The following is a 16,767-nucleotide window of genomic DNA, read 5'->3' on the forward strand; positions in this document are numbered from 1 at the left end:
AAAGTGAATAGCGGGTTCTTTCATTTGCTTATTCCATGAGCCAGCAGCTGAACAAAGCAGTGATAATGTTGTCGGATTGCCTGAGTTTCCATTAAAATGGATCGGATCGATATAAGCACACAAAGGGGGAAGTGCTTACTTATTATGAAACATAAACCACAGATGATGAAAATGCGTTGGTTGGGTGCTGCAGTGGTGTTATCACTGTATACCTCATCGGCACTGGCCTTTAACATCGACGATGTCGCAAAACAGGCAAAATCGATGGCAGGCAAGAGCTACGAAGCGCCGAAAAGTAACTTGCCCTCCGTTTTCCGCGACATGAAGTATGCGGACTATCAGCAGATCCAGTTCAATCACGACAAAGCGTACTGGAGCAATATTAAAACCCCGTTCAAGCTTGAATTTTATCATCAGGGTATGTACTTCGACACGCCTGTTGCCATCAATGAAGTGACGGCAACCGCGGTACGTAAGATCAAGTACAGCCCGGATTACTTCAATTTTGGCAATGTGCAACACGACAAAGATACGGTGAAAGACCTGGGCTTCGCAGGCTTTAAGGTGCTTTACCCGATCAACAGCAAAGATAAAAACGACGAAATCGTCAGCATGCTTGGAGCCAGCTATTTCCGCGTTATCGGCGCGGGGCAGGTTTACGGGCTTTCTGCGCGTGGTCTGGCTATTGATACCGCGCTGCCATCAGGTGAAGAGTTCCCGCGTTTCCGTGAGTTCTGGATTGAACGTCCAAAGCCAACGGATAAGCGTCTGACCATTTATGCGCTGCTGGATTCCCCGCGTGCAACCGGTGCCTATCGCTTTGTAATTATGCCGGGTCGTGACACGGTAGTTGACGTGCAGTCCAAGGTTTACCTGCGTGATAAAGTGGGCAAACTGGGCGTTGCGCCACTGACCAGTATGTTCCTGTTTGGGCCGAACCAGCCGTCACCGGCTACCAACTTCCGTCCGGAACTGCACGACTCCAACGGTCTGTCTATTCATGCCGGCAACGGCGAGTGGATCTGGCGTCCGCTGAATAACCCGAAACATCTCGCGGTTAGCAGCTTCGCAATGGAAAACCCGCAAGGTTTTGGCCTGCTGCAGCGTGGTCGTCAGTTCTCCCGCTTTGAAGATTTGGACGATCGCTATGACCAGCGTCCAAGCGCCTGGGTCACGCCAAACGGTGACTGGGGTAAAGGCAAGGTCGAGCTGGTAGAAATTCCAACCAACGACGAAACCAACGATAACATCGTCGCTTACTGGACGCCGGATCAACTGCCGGAAGCCGGTAAAGAGATGAACTTCAAGTACACCATTACCTTCAGCCGCGACGAAGATAAGCTGCATGCGCCGGATAACGCGTATGTAATGCAGACTCGCCGCTCAACGGGTGATGTGAAGCAGTCTAATCTTATCCGTCAGCCTGACGGTACCGTGGCGTTTGTCGTGGACTTCACAGGCCAGGATATGAAGAAACTGTCGCCGGACACCGCCGTTGCCGCTCAGGCCAGCATCGGTGATAACGGTGAGATCGTTGAGAATACCGTGCGTTACAACCCGGTAACCAAAGGCTGGCGTCTGACCCTGCGCGTGAAAGTGAAAGATCCGAAACAGACCACTGAAATGCGTGCTGCGCTGGTCAGTAACGATCAGCCGCTGAGTGAAACCTGGAGCTATCAGCTACCTGCCAATGAATAATACATCTGAATATATTGATGCCATGCCGCTGACGGATATCGAAAAAGCGGCACTGCCAAAGAGCGACATCCGCGCGGTTCACACCGCGCTGGATGGTGAACATCATACGTTTTCCCGTGATGATGATACGCCGCTCGGGTCAGTCAAGGCGCGTCTGGAGCAGGCCTGGCCGGACTCGCTGGCGGAAGGGCAGTTGATTAAAGACGACGAAGGACGCGATCAGCTTCAGGCGATGCCGAAGGCTACGCGTTCCTCTATGTTCCCCGATCCATGGCGCACCAACCCGGTGGGTCGCTTCTGGGATCGCCTGCGCGGGCGTGATGTGACGCCGCGCTATCTGTCGCGCCTGACGAAAGAAGAGCAGGCGTCCGAACAGAAATGGCGTACCGTCGGGACAATCCGTCGCTATATCCTGCTGCTTCTGACGCTGGCGCAGACGGTCGTCGCGACCTGGTACATGAAAACTATCCTGCCTTACCAGGGCTGGGCGTTTATCAACCCAACGGACATGATGGGCCAGGATCTCTGGGTCTCCTTCATGCAGCTGCTGCCGTATATCCTGCAGAGCGGCATTCTCCTGCTGTTCGCGGTCCTCTTCTGCTGGGTCTCGGCCGGTTTCTGGACCGCGCTGATGGGCTTCCTGCAATTGCTGATGGGGCGTGACAAATACAGCATTTCGGCGTCAACGGTCGGGGATGAACCCCTTAATCCCGAACACCGTACCGCGCTGATTATGCCTATCTGTAACGAGGACGTTGACCGCGTATTTGCGGGCCTGCGTGCGACCTGGGAGTCCGTGAAGGCGACCGGCAACGCGGAGCATTTCGACGTTTACATCCTGAGCGACAGCTACAACCCGGATATCTGCGTGGCGGAACAAAAAGCGTGGATGGAGCTGATTGCAGAAGTGCAGGGCGAAGGCCAGATCTTCTACCGTCGCCGCCGTCGTCGCGTGAAGCGTAAAAGCGGCAACATCGATGACTTCTGCCGTCGCTGGGGTAACCAGTACAGCTACATGGTGGTGCTGGATGCTGACTCCGTCATGAGCGGAGACTGCCTGAGCGGTCTGGTGCGTCTGATGGAGGCCAACCCTAACGCCGGTATCATTCAGTCCTCGCCAAAAGCGTCCGGAATGGACACCCTTTATGCGCGCTGCCAGCAGTTCGCCACCCGTGTTTACGGGCCGCTGTTTACGGCCGGTCTGCACTTCTGGCAGCTGGGTGAGTCGCACTACTGGGGTCACAACGCCATTATCCGCGTGAAGCCGTTCATTGAACACTGTGCGCTGGCGCCGCTGCCGGGTGAGGGTTCGTTTGCCGGTTCTATTCTGTCGCATGACTTCGTAGAAGCGGCGCTGATGCGTCGTGCTGGCTGGGGCGTCTGGATTGCCTACGACCTGCCGGGATCGTACGAAGAGCTGCCGCCGAACCTGCTGGACGAGCTCAAGCGTGACCGCCGCTGGTGTCACGGTAACCTGATGAACTTCCGCCTGTTCCTGGTAAAAGGGATGCACCCGGTTCACCGCGCGGTGTTCCTGACGGGCGTGATGTCCTATCTCTCTGCACCGCTGTGGTTTATGTTCCTCGCGCTCTCCACTGCGCTGCAGGTTGTCCATGCCCTGACGGAGCCGCAATACTTCCTGCAACCGCGGCAGCTGTTCCCGGTGTGGCCGCAGTGGCGTCCGGAGCTGGCGATTGCGCTGTTTGCCTCCACCATGGTGCTGCTGTTCCTGCCTAAGCTGCTCAGCATCATCCTGATCTGGTGCAAAGGCTCGAAAGAGTACGGCGGTTTCTTCCGCGTGACCCTTTCGCTGCTGCTGGAAGTGCTGTTCTCCGTCCTGTTGGCGCCGGTACGTATGCTGTTCCACACCGTGTTTGTGGTCAGTGCGTTCCTGGGCTGGGAAGTGGTCTGGAACTCACCGCAGCGTGACGACGACTCCACGCCGTGGGGTGAAGCCTTTATGCGCCACGGTTCTCAGCTTCTGCTGGGTCTGGTGTGGGCTGCCGGGATGGCGTGGCTGGATCTGCGCTTCCTGTTCTGGCTGGCGCCGATTGTATTCTCGCTGATCCTGTCGCCGTTTGTGTCCGTGATTTCCAGCCGTTCAACGGTGGGGTTGCGAACCAAACGCTGGAAGCTGTTCCTGATCCCGGAAGAGTATTCCCCGCCGCAGGTGCTGGTGGATACCGATCGTTACCTGGAACAGAACCGCAGTCGCTCGCTGGATGACGGCTTCATGCACGCCGTGTTTAACCCGTCATTCAACGCCCTGGCGACGGCAATGGCGACCGCGCGTCACCGCGCCAGCCAGGTGCTGGAGATTGCCCGCGATCGTCACGTTGAGCAGGCGCTTAACGAGACCCCGGAAAAACTCAACCGCGACCGTCGTCTGGTGCTGTTGAGCGACCCGGTGACAATGGCGCGTCTTCACTACCGCGTGTGGTCCGCTCCGGAGAAATACTCTTCGTGGGTGAACTACTATAAGGACGTGAAGCTGAATCCGCTCGCTCTTAAGGCGAAGTAAGCAGTTAAGTAAGGCGGGTTAGCGAAGCGCCACCCGCCAGATAAAATACCGGCTAAATCGCCGGTATTTTTTTAGAGGTTAAAGATGAGAATAATCATCGTCGTTATGGTGGCATGCCTGCTCAGCGGCTGCGGCAGTATCATCAGTCGCACCATTCCAGGGCAGGGCCACGGAAATCAGTATTACCCGGGCGTGAAATGGGATCTTCGTGATTCCGCGTGGCGCTACCTGACCGTGCTCGATCTGCCGTTCTCGCTGATTTTCGACACGCTGTTGCTGCCGATCGATGCCAGCCACGGCCCTTACGAATAGCGTAAATTAACGCTCGTCCCACTCGTCGGCTGCGGTTTGACCTTCTTCCGTATCCAGCGGCGGCTCGAGCTGAAACTCACCCTCATCCCACTCGTGCAGGGTATTCTCTTCCAGCCATTCCTGCCGAAGTTCGATTTCGTCGTAGTCGCCATCAAAGACGGCCTGCGCACCTTCACCACTTAATATCGGCAAACATTCCCCTTCTTCACCTTCATCGGCAAAGAATTCGGCCTGCCACATAATATCCCCATCCTGCAGAACGTATTTTTGGATATTAAGCTGTTGCACGTCAGCATCTTCTTCTTCAACGCCGGGGTTGTCGGCGAGGAACTCTTCACGAGCGGCATCAATAGCTTCTTCCAGCGTGGCGTACATGGTCATTGGTGTCTCCCTGTTTTCCAGAAGGTTTCAGGGAAAGAATAGCTGAATATAAGATTCTGCAAGTATGAATACGAAAATAAGCCGTCAGGCGTTCGTCTTATTCCGTCACGGGCCGCAGCGCGCGGGATAAACTGAACCATGAATAAATGGCATTGAACAATACGACGCCCGCCGTCACGATAAAGACGGCGCGAAAACCGAAGCTGGCGGAGATCCCGGCTCCGAGCAGCGGTCCGGTGACGTTACCGATATCGCGGAATGACTGGTTATAGCTGAAAATACGCCCGGCGATCTGGTTCGTGGAGTTGTAGATCAGCAGGGTCTGTACGGCGGGCAGCAACGCGCCATCAGCGGCACCCAGTAAAAAGCGCAGGACGCCCAGCTGCCATGGCGTTTGCACCATCGACATCGGGATAAGCAGGAGGACGGAAATGACCAGCGCGCAGATCAGGATTTTCTCGGGACCAACGCGGTCTCCCAGTTTACCCAGCCTCGGGGCGCTCAGCAGCGCCGCCACGCCGGGCACGGAGGCAATCAGCCCGCTGATGAACGCAATATTGCTGACGTTACCCGCCAGATCGCGAACGTACAGCGTCAGAATAGGGGCAATCGACCCGGTAGCTACCTGGATAATCATTGTCGTCACGAACAGGCTCAGCACCAGTCTGGGATTTTTGAGCGAGGTCAGCACCTCTCTGGCGTGGAGCATCTCTTTTTTGGCGACAGGCGTGAAGTTTTCCCGGATACAGAGCAGGGTGACGATAAAGCACAGGAACAACACGCTGGCGGTGATAAAGAAGACCGGCCGCAGGCCGTAGTTATCCGCCAGTAATCCGCCGGCCAGCGGTCCCAGCAGAGCACCGCTCACGCCGCCGGTGGAGAGTGTTCCTAGCGCCCAGCCGCTCTTATGGCGGGGGATTTGCGTGGCTATCAGGGCATTCGCGTTGGGAATAAATCCTCCCAGCAGGCCCAGCAGCGCGCGCAGGATCAGAAACTGCCAGACGTTCTGCGCCACGCCCATCAGCGCCATGATAATGGCCATCCCCAGCGCCGAACGCAGCAGCATGATTTTACGTCCCTTGCGGTCGGCAAGGCCGCCCCAGAAGGGCGAGGCCATCGCGGAAAAGAGAAACGTGATGCTGAATACCAGACCGGACCACATATTGAGCGCGCTGTGGCCCGTTACGCCAAGCTGTTCGACGTAGAGCGGCAGGAAGGGCATGACCAGGCTAAAGGCCGCGCCGGTAAGAAAACAGCCAAGCCACGCAACCGCGAGGTTACGCTTCCAGTTTATGGGGGCATCTGAGGGTGACATAACTATCCGCATAATGAGGTGCAGAGCACCTGAAGCATAAAGTAATAAGCCTGCTAATTATGCGCCTGGGTTATGATTGCCGCAATGACGAGGAGCTTTTAAAGCTAAAACGGCATGCGGCCCTGAAGACCGCATGGGGATTAATAGCGGGACGGCGTGCCTTGTGGACGCGTTTTAAAACGGCGGTGCAGCCACATATACTGCTCGGGCGCCAGCATGATGCACTTCTCCACAACGCTGTTCATCCAGCGCGCGGTGGTTTCCGCATCGTCAAGCGGTGGCGCAAGCTCCGGCTCCAGCATCATCAGCTCGTAGCCTGAACCATCCGGCTTACGGCGAGGGACGAAAGGCACGATGGCAGCTTTAGACATCCGCGCCAGCATCCAGGTACCGGTCGTTGTGGCGGCCTCTTCAACGGCGAAGAAGGGAACAAATACGCTGGCCTGTGGGCCATAGTCGTGGTCGGGGGCATACCAGACCACTTCACCGGATTTCAGCGCGCGGATCATCCCCTTCAGATCCTTACGGTCGATCATGCTTTTGTTGGAGCGCATGCGGCCGTTGGTCTGGATTAAATCGATGACCGGGTTATCGTTAGGACGATAAACGCCAATGCCCGGCGCCTGCATGCCGAACATGCGCGCCCCGATTTCCAGCGTCAGGAAATGAACGCCGATCAGCAAAACGCCCGTCTGGTTGGCCTGAAGCGTATGCACAGGCTCCATGCCGGTTCCCGTCACCTCGCTCCAGCGGGCCATGCGTTTGTCCGGCCAGAACCACGCCATACCGGTCTCCATGAGCCCCATCCCGACGGATTCGAAATTCTTCGCGACCATATCGTGACGCTCTGGCTCGCTCATCTGGGGAAAACACAGCTCAAGATTGCGGTACGCGATTCTGGCGCGACGCTTCATAAACAGTTGCGCGAAGCGGCCCAGAAATTTACCCAACCGAAAAATAACAGGGTAGGGAAGCTGTACCAGAAGCCATAAAAAGCCGATGCCAAGCCAGGTCAACCAATAGCGGGGATGCAAAAGGGCGGCAGTAAATTTTGGTAACTGGGTCATGTCTTTCCTGTGTTCAAACGTCCTGTTTTGCTAGTGTCTCATTTTTTGAGACATAGCCAAAATATCTGCTTTCGAAGCGTGCACGAATACAGCAATTGTTAAGCCTGATTAATCAGGGTGTGTGAAATGTAGCGTAAATTGTGGGGATGTAAATTGGTTTTGTTTGCTATATGATGCCGACCGATTTTTCATTCTCTCTAACGATTCCAGGACTGTACACCATGCCAGTGTTACACAACCGCGTGTCGAATGAGATGTTAAGAGCGCGTATGTTGGCTGAAACCGAACCGCGCACAACCATCTCTTTCTATAAATACTTCACGATCGACGATCCGCAGGCGACCCGCGATGCGCTTTATCAGGCGTTCACGGCCCTGAACGTCTTCGGCCGCGTCTACCTTGCCCGTGAAGGCATCAACGCGCAAATTAGCGTACCGGAAAGCAAAGTCAGCGATTTCCGCGAGTGTCTTTATCAGTTCGATCCGGCCCTCGACGGCTTGCGCCTGAACATTGCCCTGGACGATGACGGGAAATCCTTCTGGGTGCTGCGCATGAAGGTGCGTGAACGCATCGTGGCGGACGGTATCGACGATCCCGAGTTTAACGCGGCGGATGTCGGTGAATATCTCAAGGCTGCGGAAGTGAATGCGATGCTGGACGATCCGGATGCCGTGTTCATTGATATGCGTAACCACTATGAATACGAAGTGGGGCATTTCGAGAACGCGATGGAAATCCCGGCCGATACCTTCCGCGAGCAGCTGCCCAAAGCGGTTGAGATGATGCAGGAACATAAAGATAAAAAGATCGTTATGTACTGCACCGGCGGTATCCGCTGTGAGAAAGCCAGCGCGTGGATGAAGCACAACGGCTTTAATAAGGTCTGGCATATTGAAGGCGGCATTATTGAGTATGCCCGCCGCGCCCGCGAGCAGGGTTTACCGGTACGCTTTATCGGGAAAAACTTTGTCTTTGACGAGCGTATGGGTGAGCGTATTTCTGAAGACGTTATTGCCCAGTGCCACCAGTGCGGCGCACCGTGCGATACCCACACCAACTGCAAAAACGACGGGTGTCATCTGCTGTTCATTCAGTGCCCGGCCTGTGCCGAGAAGTTTAACGGCTGCTGTAGCGAACTGTGCAGCGAAGAGAGCATCCTGCCGGAAGAAGAGCAGCGTCGCCGTCGCGCAGGACGTGAAAACGGCAACAAGATTTTTAATAAATCACGCGGCCGTCTGAATACCAAACTGGGTATCCCTGACCCGGAATGATAATAACGCCCGGCACGGCGAAAGCCTGCCGGGCGAATCTATTATGATTTCTGCTGTACGCCTTCAACGGAAATAATCAGCTCAACGTCCTGAGACGCGGGGCCTAAATCCGTTGTGATATTAAAATCTTTCAGGTGAATTTTACCCGCCGCTTCAAAACCTGCGCGTTTACCGCCCCACGGATCGTCACCCTGACCCAGTAATTTAGCATCCAGCGTGACCGGTTTTGTTACGCCGTTAAGCGTCAGGTTGCCGGTAATATTCAGCTTATCACCCTCTTTTTTCGCTTCCGTGGAGGTGAAGGTCGCCTGTGGGTATTTCCCGACATTGAGGAATTCCCCACTGCGCAGATGTTTATCACGTTCAGCATGATTGGTATCCACGCTGTTGGTATTAATGGTTACGTTGACCTTATCGGCGGCAGGATTCTTCTCGTCAAAGGTGAATGTGCCGTCAAAATCTTTAAAGGTACCGTACAGCCAGCTGTATCCCAGGTGCTGAATACGGAAATTGACGAAAGCGTGCTGGCCCTCCTTATCAATTTTATAATCAGCCGCCACGGCGGAACCGGCGGTGAATAACAGAGAACCCAGGGCGATACCCAGCAGGTGTTTTTTCATTTTATGCTCCAGAGTCAACTGACGAGCGGCCAAGCATGCGCTTTAGCGTATCGTCTTTATCAATAAAATGGTGTTTGAGGGCGGCAAGCCCGTGCAGCACGGACAGGATCACGACGCTCCACGCAAGCCAGAGGTGAACGACCCCGGCGGTGTCAGCCTGAGCGCCCGCATCGCTGAGCGTTGCCGGGACGTCAAAAAGGCCAAAGACGCTAATCGGCTTACCGTCCGCCGTTGAGATAAGGTAGCCGCTGATCAGAATGGCGAAGAGCAGCGCATAGAGCGCGATATGCGCGGCGACTGCACTGACGCGGGTAAATTTGCCGTGGGTCTTCGGCGCCGCGGGCGGCGGGGAAATATGTCGCCAGATCACACGAAAAACCAGACCCAGCATCAGGAGAACGCCAATGCTTTTATGTAACTCCGGTGCCTGGTGATACCAGCCGTCGTAATAGCTGAGCGTGACCATCCAGAGTCCAAGGCCAAACATACCGTAGACGGCAATAGCAAATATCCAGTGCAAACCTATGGATATTATTCCGTAGCGCCGGGAGGTGTTACGCAGTTGCATCAGAATGTCCATTTTCATATTAACCGAAGGGTAAAAATGAACGGGAAGATAAGACATTGCAACTGAAATAATTATCTATTGATTTTTATTTTATTTATTTCAGCAATTTTGAAAGGAAAGGGCGAAGGTAATTCAATGTCTTCGTGCAAGAGGAATTGAGAGTTTCAATAAAGCTAAATTAATGTCAATTATTGTCAGTCAGGGTTTTCAATAAAATACAATGTAAACAAAATCAATAATAGCCAGCAGCGCCCACAATAAGATATAGAGCATGAAATGCTCGCGAATATTATTTATCAGAAAGCTAACGATCCTGCGCATAATGCCCCGTAATGCAGTGTGAATAAAACGGGCCCCGGTACCTCCAGAGCCCGTGCGGATTATCCGTTAAAACGCGAGAGCGAGAAGGGCGTCAGATCAAACTGCGGTTTGATACCCTGGGCGAACTGCGCGGCGATCTCGCCCAGCACGGAAGCGAATTTAAAGCCGTGGCCGCTCAGCCCGGTAATCAGCAGGACGTTGTCATGCCCTGGCAGGGTATCAATGATGAAGTCTTCATCCGGCGTGTTGTCGTAGGTACAGGCCGCGCCATACAGCAAGCCACCGACGCCCGGAAGAATAGTGCGCAGGAACGAGAAGGCTTCTGAACCATCCTGTGGACAGGCGCCAAAAGGCTTGCGTTCGTCAGGAGAGGCGATAGCCTGGCCACCGTTGTGTTTACCGATTTTCAGCGCGTCTTTCTCGGAAGGGAAACCGTAGAACTGATCGCCATTCGGCAATTCGCCGGTGAAGGCCGGGAATTTATTCTGCGCGCTGTAGCGACCATCCGACTGGAACCAGGAGAAGACCTTGCGCACCGGCTGGATTGGCAGTTCCGGCAGCAGGCGAGTGACCCAGGTTCCTGCGCTGACGAGCAGGTGGGACGCTGAATAGTCGCCGTCAAGAGTTGTTACCGTGACGCCATTCACGTCATGGGTGATGGCCTCCACCGGACAGTTAAACAGCTGCGCACAGCCGGCCTTAGCGGCAAGATCGATCCAGGTTTTGATTGCCGTTTCACAATGCAGCACGCCGGAGTGGGCTTCAAAGAGGCCGATGTAATCGTCCGGGACGGTAATTTCAGGCCAGCGCGCGGTAATGCCCGTTGCGTCCAGCTTCTCAACATCCAGATTAAAGGCTTTTGCGCTGCGCTCAACGCCGGCGAGAAAATCAGAATGAGCAGGGCCAAGGTTGACGACGCCGGTACGCTCGAAAATACGCTCTTCGGTCTGTGTCGCCAGTTCATCCCACAGCGTCTGGGCGCGAAGCACCAGCGGCACATAGCGCTCGCCTTCTCCATACGCATGGCGCATGAGACGGGTATCGCCATGATGGCTGCCCTCCGAATGAGGAGGAAGGTGGGCATCGATCATCAGGACCTTCAGACCTGCCTGTGTTGCGTAATAACCGGCGGCGGAACCCACGGAGCCGCTACCAATAATGATTAAGTCGTATCTCATATGCATCTCATAAACTGATGTTTTGTTAGCAGAGTAATTAACAACGCGGGGTTAGACAAGGGAGAAATAAATAAGGCACCGCGTGGGTGCCTGTAGAGAGAAAAGTGGGCATAAGCTTAGTGCCGTTTATACTCATTTTCCTGATAGTCGCCAGATTCTATTTTTGCAATACCTGCCTCTAAAATAGAAATAAACTGACGGGCGACGTCTGTTGTTAGCCACAGCGTCTGTCCAACTTCCGCTTCTTCACGGTTGAGTTGATTCGGGGTCTGGTAGTGCAAACGCAGCATCAGCGCATCGTAGCTATCTACGGTACTGATATCCCAGCCAACCAGTGGATGGGTCTGGATCACTTCACTATTCTTTTCCATTATAACCCCCTTAATGCGTGTTAGAAGACAACGGCTCTGAGGTTCAATGCATGTTTTTCTGAAAGCATCTTCAGTATACCAAGTAATAAGGGTTCCAACGGGAAAAATAAACAGGTGGCAACACATTTTTCTGCTTTTTAGGATTGTTCGAACAATAAAACACCATCTCGTTCACGATTTTTAAAGAAGATGCCGAATTAATTTGAACTTGCAGGATTTTTAGACAAAAAAAAAGCCGGGGCGACCCGGCAAAAAAACACAATGAGGGAGCAGTGTTAATCTGTGATAAACCAGTCGTCTGCGCTTTCCCACGTTTCCTGCAGGATTTCGCTGATGCGATCTTTATCTTCTTTCGCAGCACCAATGACGGAGAGGTTGTTCGCCGCGGCGTAACGCACCGTTACGGCACCCGCGTTGTCGGGAAAGGTGTTGTTAATACGGCGGGATAATTCGCCTGCCAGTGCATCAAGCGCGCCGGCAGGCAGAACGGTTGTTTTGGCTATGGTGACTTCAATACGCATAAATGCCCCCTGTGTAATATACTGTTTATTTATACAGGCATATTATCGATTTGACAACAAGGGGCATTGATTTTTTAACGTTTTACCGTCCAGTTAACGGTTTCGCCCGCCAGGAATGGGATCAGCGTGTCATCCGTCAGCGCAATGGACTCCTCAACGTGGCTCGCTTTACGCTCCAGTTCGATAAAGGTGTCGTTGACCGGCAGGCCGTAGAAGCGCGGGCCGTTAAGGGAGCAGAACGCTTCAAAATGTTCGAGCGCGTTCATCTCTTCAAAGACGGTCGCGTAGCTGGCCAGTGCCGTTGGGGCGTTGAAGCAGCCTGCACAGCCGCAGCTCGCCTCTTTGCGGTGGCGGGCGTGAGGTGCGGAATCGGTGCCGAGGAACGCGCGGGAGAACCCGCTGGCAACCAGCTCGCGCAGCGCCTGCTGGTGGATGTTGCGCTTGAGAATAGGCAGACAGTACAGGTGAGGACGCACCCCGCCCACCAGCATGTGGTTACGGTTAAACATCAGGTGCTGTGGCGTAATGGTCGCGGCGATAAGATCGTTGCCGTCGCGTACATACTCTGCCGCGTCTTTGGTGGTGATATGCTCAAAGACCACTTTAAGCGCGGGCAGGCGCTGGCGCAGAGGCTCCATCACGGTCTCGATAAAGCGGGCTTCACGGTCGAAGATGTCAATCTCGGCATGCGTGACTTCACCATGGACCAGCAGCGGCATGCCCAGTTTCTGCATGCGTTCCAGAACCGGCATGATGGCATCAATGCTGGTGACGCCGTGGCTGGAGTTGGTGGTGGCATTTGCCGGGTAGAGTTTCGCCGCCGTAAATACGCCTTCGTTAAACCCGCGCTCCACTTCGTTCGGATCCAGCGAGTCGGTAAGATAGCAGGTCATCAACGGGGTAAAATCGTGTCCCGCAGGAACGGCATCCAGGATGCGCTGGCGATAGGCCATCGCGGCATCGACGGTGGTGACTGGTGGAACCAGGTTAGGCATGACAATCGCGCGGCCATAAATTTCGCTGGTATAAGGCACGACGGTTTTCAGCATATCGCCATCACGCAGATGGATATGCCAGTCGTCAGGGCGGCGGATTTTAAGAACCTGGGGTTGTGCAGTCATGGAAGCTCCGGCTTGTCAGGAATCAGTCATAAGGATGGCTGTTTTTGCCGGACACAAATCATAAGCGGAAACGTTTTCGTTTGCACACTTTTCCGTAAAAAAAAGGGCGCCGCAGCGCCCTTCAGGTTAATCGGTGAAAGGAATGATAATTTCTCCCGGTTTCACCTCTATACCTTTTGCATATTTTTTCGCCAGAGCTTCACCCTTGCTTTTGTCTTCGCTTAAGACGTACGCGGGCTGCTGGTTAAAGTAATTACGCAGCGACTGGTTCAGATAGGGCATCAGGGTTTGCAGAACCGGTGCCATCTTGTCCGGCGACACCTGCGCATCGACAACTTCCATCTCCTGCAGGAAAATCGCCCCTTTCTCTTTGTTGAAAACGGGCAGGGCCTTCAGCTTGAGCTTGATGTTGGCCTTCTGATTGCCAAAGAGGGATGACATATCGAGATCCGCATCACCGGCCAGGGTGACTTTGTTTGGCTCTTCACGTCCGATCTGGCTGGTCAGGTTCGTCAGGACGATATGCGCGTCCGCCAGTCCCGGCACGCCAATGTCTTTAGAGAAATTGTTATGTTTTTCCAGCGCCTGATTAATTTCCTGTTCACTGACGGTATATTGCGTGAGCTGGTTACAGCCAACCAGCAGGCCGCTGACTACTAATGCCGCGGCAAAGACAATTTTCTTCATAGTGTTCCTCAACGAAAAATCGGCGCTTCTGTCCTGTTGCGCCAGTATGTCAGTGTGAATTGGCAGAAACCAGCAGAAAAAACTGAGAAGTGGGGCGGGAGGGGCTCCCGCCCGAGGGAAAGGCTACGCGCCAGGCTCGAGCATCCCGCTCGCGCTGCGTTTCGGGCTGAACTGCCACCACAGAGCAAGGAGCGTCATAAAGCCCACCACGCCGAGCATCATCCACGGGAGTTCGGGCTGGTTTAACGCTTTGCCGGCATCAAACAACCAGCCGCCACCCGCGTAACCTAATGCGCCGCCAAGCGCCAGCCCCAGCCGGCTGAAACCCATATAGCTGCCGCGCGCACGCGCATCCGCAAGCGAGGCGCTCAGCGTTTCACGGGCAGGCTCGGCGATGATCGACCCTATATAGAACGTGCAAATCAGCGTAAACAGCTGCTGGAGAGAGTTCACCAGGCCGATCGGCATCATGCTCAGCGTCATCAGGAACAGCCCGGCCATCAGGCGATGCTCCAGACGAAAACGCCGTTCGCTCCAGCGGGCAATCGGATAGAGCAGCGTTAACGACAGGCAGGCTTCGATGGCGTACATCCATTTAACGGCTGCAGGGGTCCCCGCGATGTCGTTAACCATGATCGGCAGCATCAGCATGACCTGTACAGCCAGCATGTAGTATCCCGTCAGGGTCAACACATAGGTGACAAAACGCCTGTCGCGCAGGACGCGGCCAAGCCCTTCCCGGACCGGCGCTTTGACCGTCGACAGTTTCCAGGCGGGCAGGAACAGGCCATTGAACAGCGCGCACAGAATAAAGAGCACCGCCCCAGCGGCGCAGACCAGACGGAAGTCATACTGCAGCAGCCAGCTTCCCAGCAGGGCGCCGATAACCGCCCCGGCACTGTCCTGCATCATCAGAATCGAGAAGAAACGGCCGCGGTGCTGGGGGCGAATAAGCTTTACCACAAGCGCGGTGCGTGGCGGATCGAACAGCGTGCCGCCGATACCGGAGAGGAAACAGGAGAACCAGAGCAGCCATGGCTCCTGGGCGACCGCCATCGTGGCAAAGCCTGCCGCGCGCAGCAGCATACCGGTAACGATCATCGGCTTAGCGCCGAAGCGGTCAGCGATGGCCCCGCCAAAGACGCCCAGGCCCTGCTGGACAAACTGGCGTAGCCCCAGGGCAATGCCAACCATTAATGCCGCCCAGCCCATCTGATCGACAAAGCGGATCGATATCAGCGGAAAAACGACAAAAAAGCCGAGCACGACCAGCATGTTATCGACGAGCAGGAAATATTTACCCAGGCTCCTGGCCTGTGATACGCGGGACATTTTCCCTCCAGGGAAAATAAGAAGGTGAGCACGCTAACATTCTGCGGTGTCGCCGCGTTTTTTCCCACCCCCGTGGGTGACAATATTTTTTTATCAAAAGGGTGCTTTGATAGAGAGTTCTCATCGAAAAATGTGAAAAGAGGTGAAAATGGTATGTCACTGTTTTCACAGACGGCACAGGCGCAGGTATAGTAAAGCTAATGGGTCAGCAGAAGTGACGGGAAGGAGTGGTATCGATGTTTGGCTATCGCAGCAATGTGCCAAAAGTGCGTCTGACAACGGACCGGCTGGTCGTTCGTCTGGTGCATGAGCGTGATGCCTGGCGTCTGGCGGATTATTACGCCGAGAATCGCCAGTTTTTAAAACCCTGGGAACCCGTTCGGGATGAGAGCCATTGTTACCCTTCCGGCTGGCAGGCGCGCCTCAGCATGATTACGGAATTTCACAAGCAGGGCAGCGCGTTTTATTTCGCTCTGCTGGATCCCGAAGAGAAAGAGATTATCGGGATCGCTAATTTTTCAAACGTGGTGCGCGGGTCGTTTCACGCCTGCTACCTTGGCTACTCCATCGGCCAGAAATGGCAGGGGCAGGGGCTGATGTACGAGGCGTTAACGGTGGCGATCCGCTATATGCAACGCACGCAGCATATCCATCGCATTATGGCGAACTATATGCCGCATAATCAGCGCAGCGGCAATTTGCTGGCCCGCTTAGGGTTCGAGAAAGAGGGTTACGCCAAAGACTATCTGCTGATAGACGGAGAGTGGCGCGACCACGTTCTGACGGCGTTAACCACCCGGGACTGGACCGCAGGTCGTTAAGGAGAAAAGATGAAGTATCAGCTAAACGGTACAGAAGCGCGCGTGATTGGGTGCTTACTCGAAAAACAGGTCACCACGCCGGAGCAGTATCCGCTCTCCGTCAACGCTGTGACCATGGCCTGCAACCAGAAGACCAACCGCGAGCCGGTGATGAACCTCAGCGAGCATGAGGTTCAGGACGTGCTGGATGCGCTGGTAAAACGCCACTATCTGCGCACCGTCAGCGGCTTCGGCAACCGCGTGACCAAATACGAACAGCGCTTCTGTAACTCCGAATTCGGCGACCTGAAGCTGAGCAGTGCGGAAGTGGCGGTCATCACCACGCTGTTGCTGCGCGGGGCGCAGACGCCGGGAGAGCTGCGCACGCGCGCTTCCCGTATGCATGAGTTCAGCGATATGCAGGAAGTTGAGCAGACCCTGGAAGGGCTGGCTTCTCGCGAAGACGGCCCATACGTGGTGCGTCTGGCGCGCGAGCCGGGCAAACGTGAAAGCCGCTATATGCATCTGTTCAGCGGCGACGTCGATGTCGCTACCGTGGAGAGCGACGCGGGATCCTCAGCAAGCAATGACACTCTTGCCACGCGCGTAGAAGCGCTGGAAGACGAGGTCGCCGGGCTGAAACAGCGCCTGGATGCGTTGCTGGCACATCTGGGAGACTGACG

At 54.9% G+C, this 16,767-nt stretch carries 18 protein-coding genes; 6 read left to right on the plus strand and 12 right to left on the minus strand.

Features of this window, described 5'->3' with window-relative positions:
- The first annotated feature begins 144 nt into the window (after positions 1 to 144).
- From mdoG to ACWKXN_RS02620, 3 genes are all read left to right on the plus strand, one after another.
- Complete coding sequence (gene mdoG / locus ACWKXN_RS02610) at positions 145 to 1,698, plus strand: glucans biosynthesis protein MdoG (RefSeq protein WP_021240787.1); 1,554 nt, start codon at positions 145 to 147, stop codon at positions 1,696 to 1,698.
- On the plus strand, positions 1,691 to 4,219 hold the full coding sequence (gene mdoH, locus ACWKXN_RS02615) for a glucans biosynthesis glucosyltransferase MdoH (RefSeq protein WP_023311116.1): 2,529 nt from the start codon (positions 1,691 to 1,693) through the stop codon (positions 4,217 to 4,219). Before mdoG ends, mdoH begins: the two co-directional genes overlap by 8 nt.
- An 84-nt stretch (positions 4,220 to 4,303) precedes the next feature.
- Positions 4,304 to 4,531, plus strand: a complete 228-nt coding sequence (locus tag ACWKXN_RS02620) for a YceK/YidQ family lipoprotein (protein ID WP_033145189.1) — start codon at positions 4,304 to 4,306, stop codon at positions 4,529 to 4,531.
- A gap of 6 nt (positions 4,532 to 4,537) precedes the next feature.
- Here the strand turns inward: ACWKXN_RS02620 and ACWKXN_RS02625 are convergent, their stop codons facing one another.
- The 3 genes from ACWKXN_RS02625 to ACWKXN_RS02635 form a co-directional block, all read right to left on the minus strand.
- On the minus strand, positions 4,538 to 4,912 hold the full coding sequence (locus tag ACWKXN_RS02625; RefSeq protein WP_023311118.1) for a MysB family protein: 375 nt from the start codon (positions 4,910 to 4,912) through the stop codon (positions 4,538 to 4,540).
- A gap of 97 nt (positions 4,913 to 5,009) precedes the next feature.
- Complete coding sequence (gene mdtG / locus ACWKXN_RS02630) at positions 5,010 to 6,227, minus strand: multidrug efflux MFS transporter MdtG (RefSeq protein WP_248232665.1); 1,218 nt, start codon at positions 6,225 to 6,227, stop codon at positions 5,010 to 5,012.
- Positions 6,228 to 6,367: 140 nt separating this feature from the next.
- The gene (locus ACWKXN_RS02635) at positions 6,368 to 7,294 is read right to left on the minus strand and encodes a Kdo(2)-lipid IV(A) acyltransferase (protein WP_023311120.1); all 927 of its coding nucleotides are present in this window, start codon (positions 7,292 to 7,294) and stop codon (positions 6,368 to 6,370) included.
- Between the two features lie 221 nt (positions 7,295 to 7,515).
- Here ACWKXN_RS02635 and trhO point away from each other — a divergent pair, with 221 nt between their 5' ends.
- On the plus strand, positions 7,516 to 8,565 hold the full coding sequence (trhO, locus tag ACWKXN_RS02640; RefSeq protein ID WP_454543275.1) for an oxygen-dependent tRNA uridine(34) hydroxylase TrhO: 1,050 nt from the start codon (positions 7,516 to 7,518) through the stop codon (positions 8,563 to 8,565).
- Positions 8,566 to 8,606: 41 nt separating this feature from the next.
- Here trhO and ACWKXN_RS02645 read toward each other — a convergent pair whose 3' ends face one another.
- The 9 genes from ACWKXN_RS02645 to mdtH all read right to left on the minus strand — a co-directional run bounded on the left by ACWKXN_RS02645 (position 8,607) and on the right by mdtH (position 15,284).
- Positions 8,607 to 9,185 (minus strand): YceI family protein, encoded by a 579-nt coding sequence (locus ACWKXN_RS02645; RefSeq protein ID WP_454543276.1) that lies wholly within the window; start codon positions 9,183 to 9,185, stop codon positions 8,607 to 8,609.
- A 1-nt stretch (position 9,186) separates the two neighbouring features.
- Entirely contained in the window at positions 9,187 to 9,753 is a 567-nt protein-coding gene (locus ACWKXN_RS02650; protein WP_048975871.1) for a cytochrome b, read from the minus strand.
- 207 nt (positions 9,754 to 9,960) lie between these two features.
- Positions 9,961 to 10,074: a YceO family protein gene (locus ACWKXN_RS02655; protein WP_259386044.1), complete on the minus strand. Its 114-nt coding sequence runs from the start codon at positions 10,072 to 10,074 to the stop codon at positions 9,961 to 9,963.
- A gap of 59 nt (positions 10,075 to 10,133) precedes the next feature.
- Positions 10,134 to 11,252 carry an N-methyl-L-tryptophan oxidase gene (gene solA / locus ACWKXN_RS02660; RefSeq protein ID WP_454543277.1) on the minus strand — a complete coding sequence of 373 codons (1,119 nt, stop codon included), beginning with the start codon at positions 11,250 to 11,252 and terminating at the stop codon, positions 10,134 to 10,136.
- Between the two features lie 116 nt (positions 11,253 to 11,368).
- Positions 11,369 to 11,623 carry a biofilm formation regulator BssS gene (gene bssS, locus ACWKXN_RS02665; protein WP_008500827.1) on the minus strand — a complete coding sequence of 85 codons (255 nt, stop codon included), beginning with the start codon at positions 11,621 to 11,623 and terminating at the stop codon, positions 11,369 to 11,371.
- A gap of 275 nt (positions 11,624 to 11,898) precedes the next feature.
- The gene (gene dinI, locus ACWKXN_RS02670) at positions 11,899 to 12,144 is read right to left on the minus strand and encodes a DNA damage-inducible protein I (protein WP_008500826.1); all 246 of its coding nucleotides are present in this window, start codon (positions 12,142 to 12,144) and stop codon (positions 11,899 to 11,901) included.
- A 74-nt stretch (positions 12,145 to 12,218) separates the two neighbouring features.
- Positions 12,219 to 13,265 (minus strand): dihydroorotase, encoded by a 1,047-nt coding sequence (gene pyrC / locus ACWKXN_RS02675; RefSeq protein ID WP_033145198.1) that lies wholly within the window; start codon positions 13,263 to 13,265, stop codon positions 12,219 to 12,221.
- Positions 13,266 to 13,391: 126 nt separating this feature from the next.
- Positions 13,392 to 13,952, minus strand: coding sequence for a lipoprotein (locus ACWKXN_RS02680; RefSeq protein ID WP_023311126.1), 561 nt, complete (start codon positions 13,950 to 13,952; stop codon positions 13,392 to 13,394).
- 123 nt (positions 13,953 to 14,075) lie between these two features.
- The gene (mdtH, locus tag ACWKXN_RS02685; protein WP_182931804.1) at positions 14,076 to 15,284 is read right to left on the minus strand and encodes a multidrug efflux MFS transporter MdtH; all 1,209 of its coding nucleotides are present in this window, start codon (positions 15,282 to 15,284) and stop codon (positions 14,076 to 14,078) included.
- Positions 15,285 to 15,520: 236 nt separating this feature from the next.
- On the opposite strand from mdtH, the gene rimJ reads away from it, so the two are divergent.
- Both rimJ and ACWKXN_RS02695 read left to right on the plus strand, forming a co-directional pair.
- A complete protein-coding gene (rimJ, locus tag ACWKXN_RS02690) occupies positions 15,521 to 16,105 on the plus strand; it encodes a ribosomal protein S5-alanine N-acetyltransferase (RefSeq protein ID WP_008500822.1) in 585 nt (194 codons plus the stop codon).
- A 9-nt stretch (positions 16,106 to 16,114) separates the two neighbouring features.
- Complete coding sequence (locus ACWKXN_RS02695; RefSeq protein ID WP_335279692.1) at positions 16,115 to 16,765, plus strand: YceH family protein; 651 nt, start codon at positions 16,115 to 16,117, stop codon at positions 16,763 to 16,765.
- The last annotated feature ends 2 nt before the right edge of the window (positions 16,766 to 16,767 follow it).

The organism is Enterobacter sp. UPMP2060, from assembly GCF_053709655.1.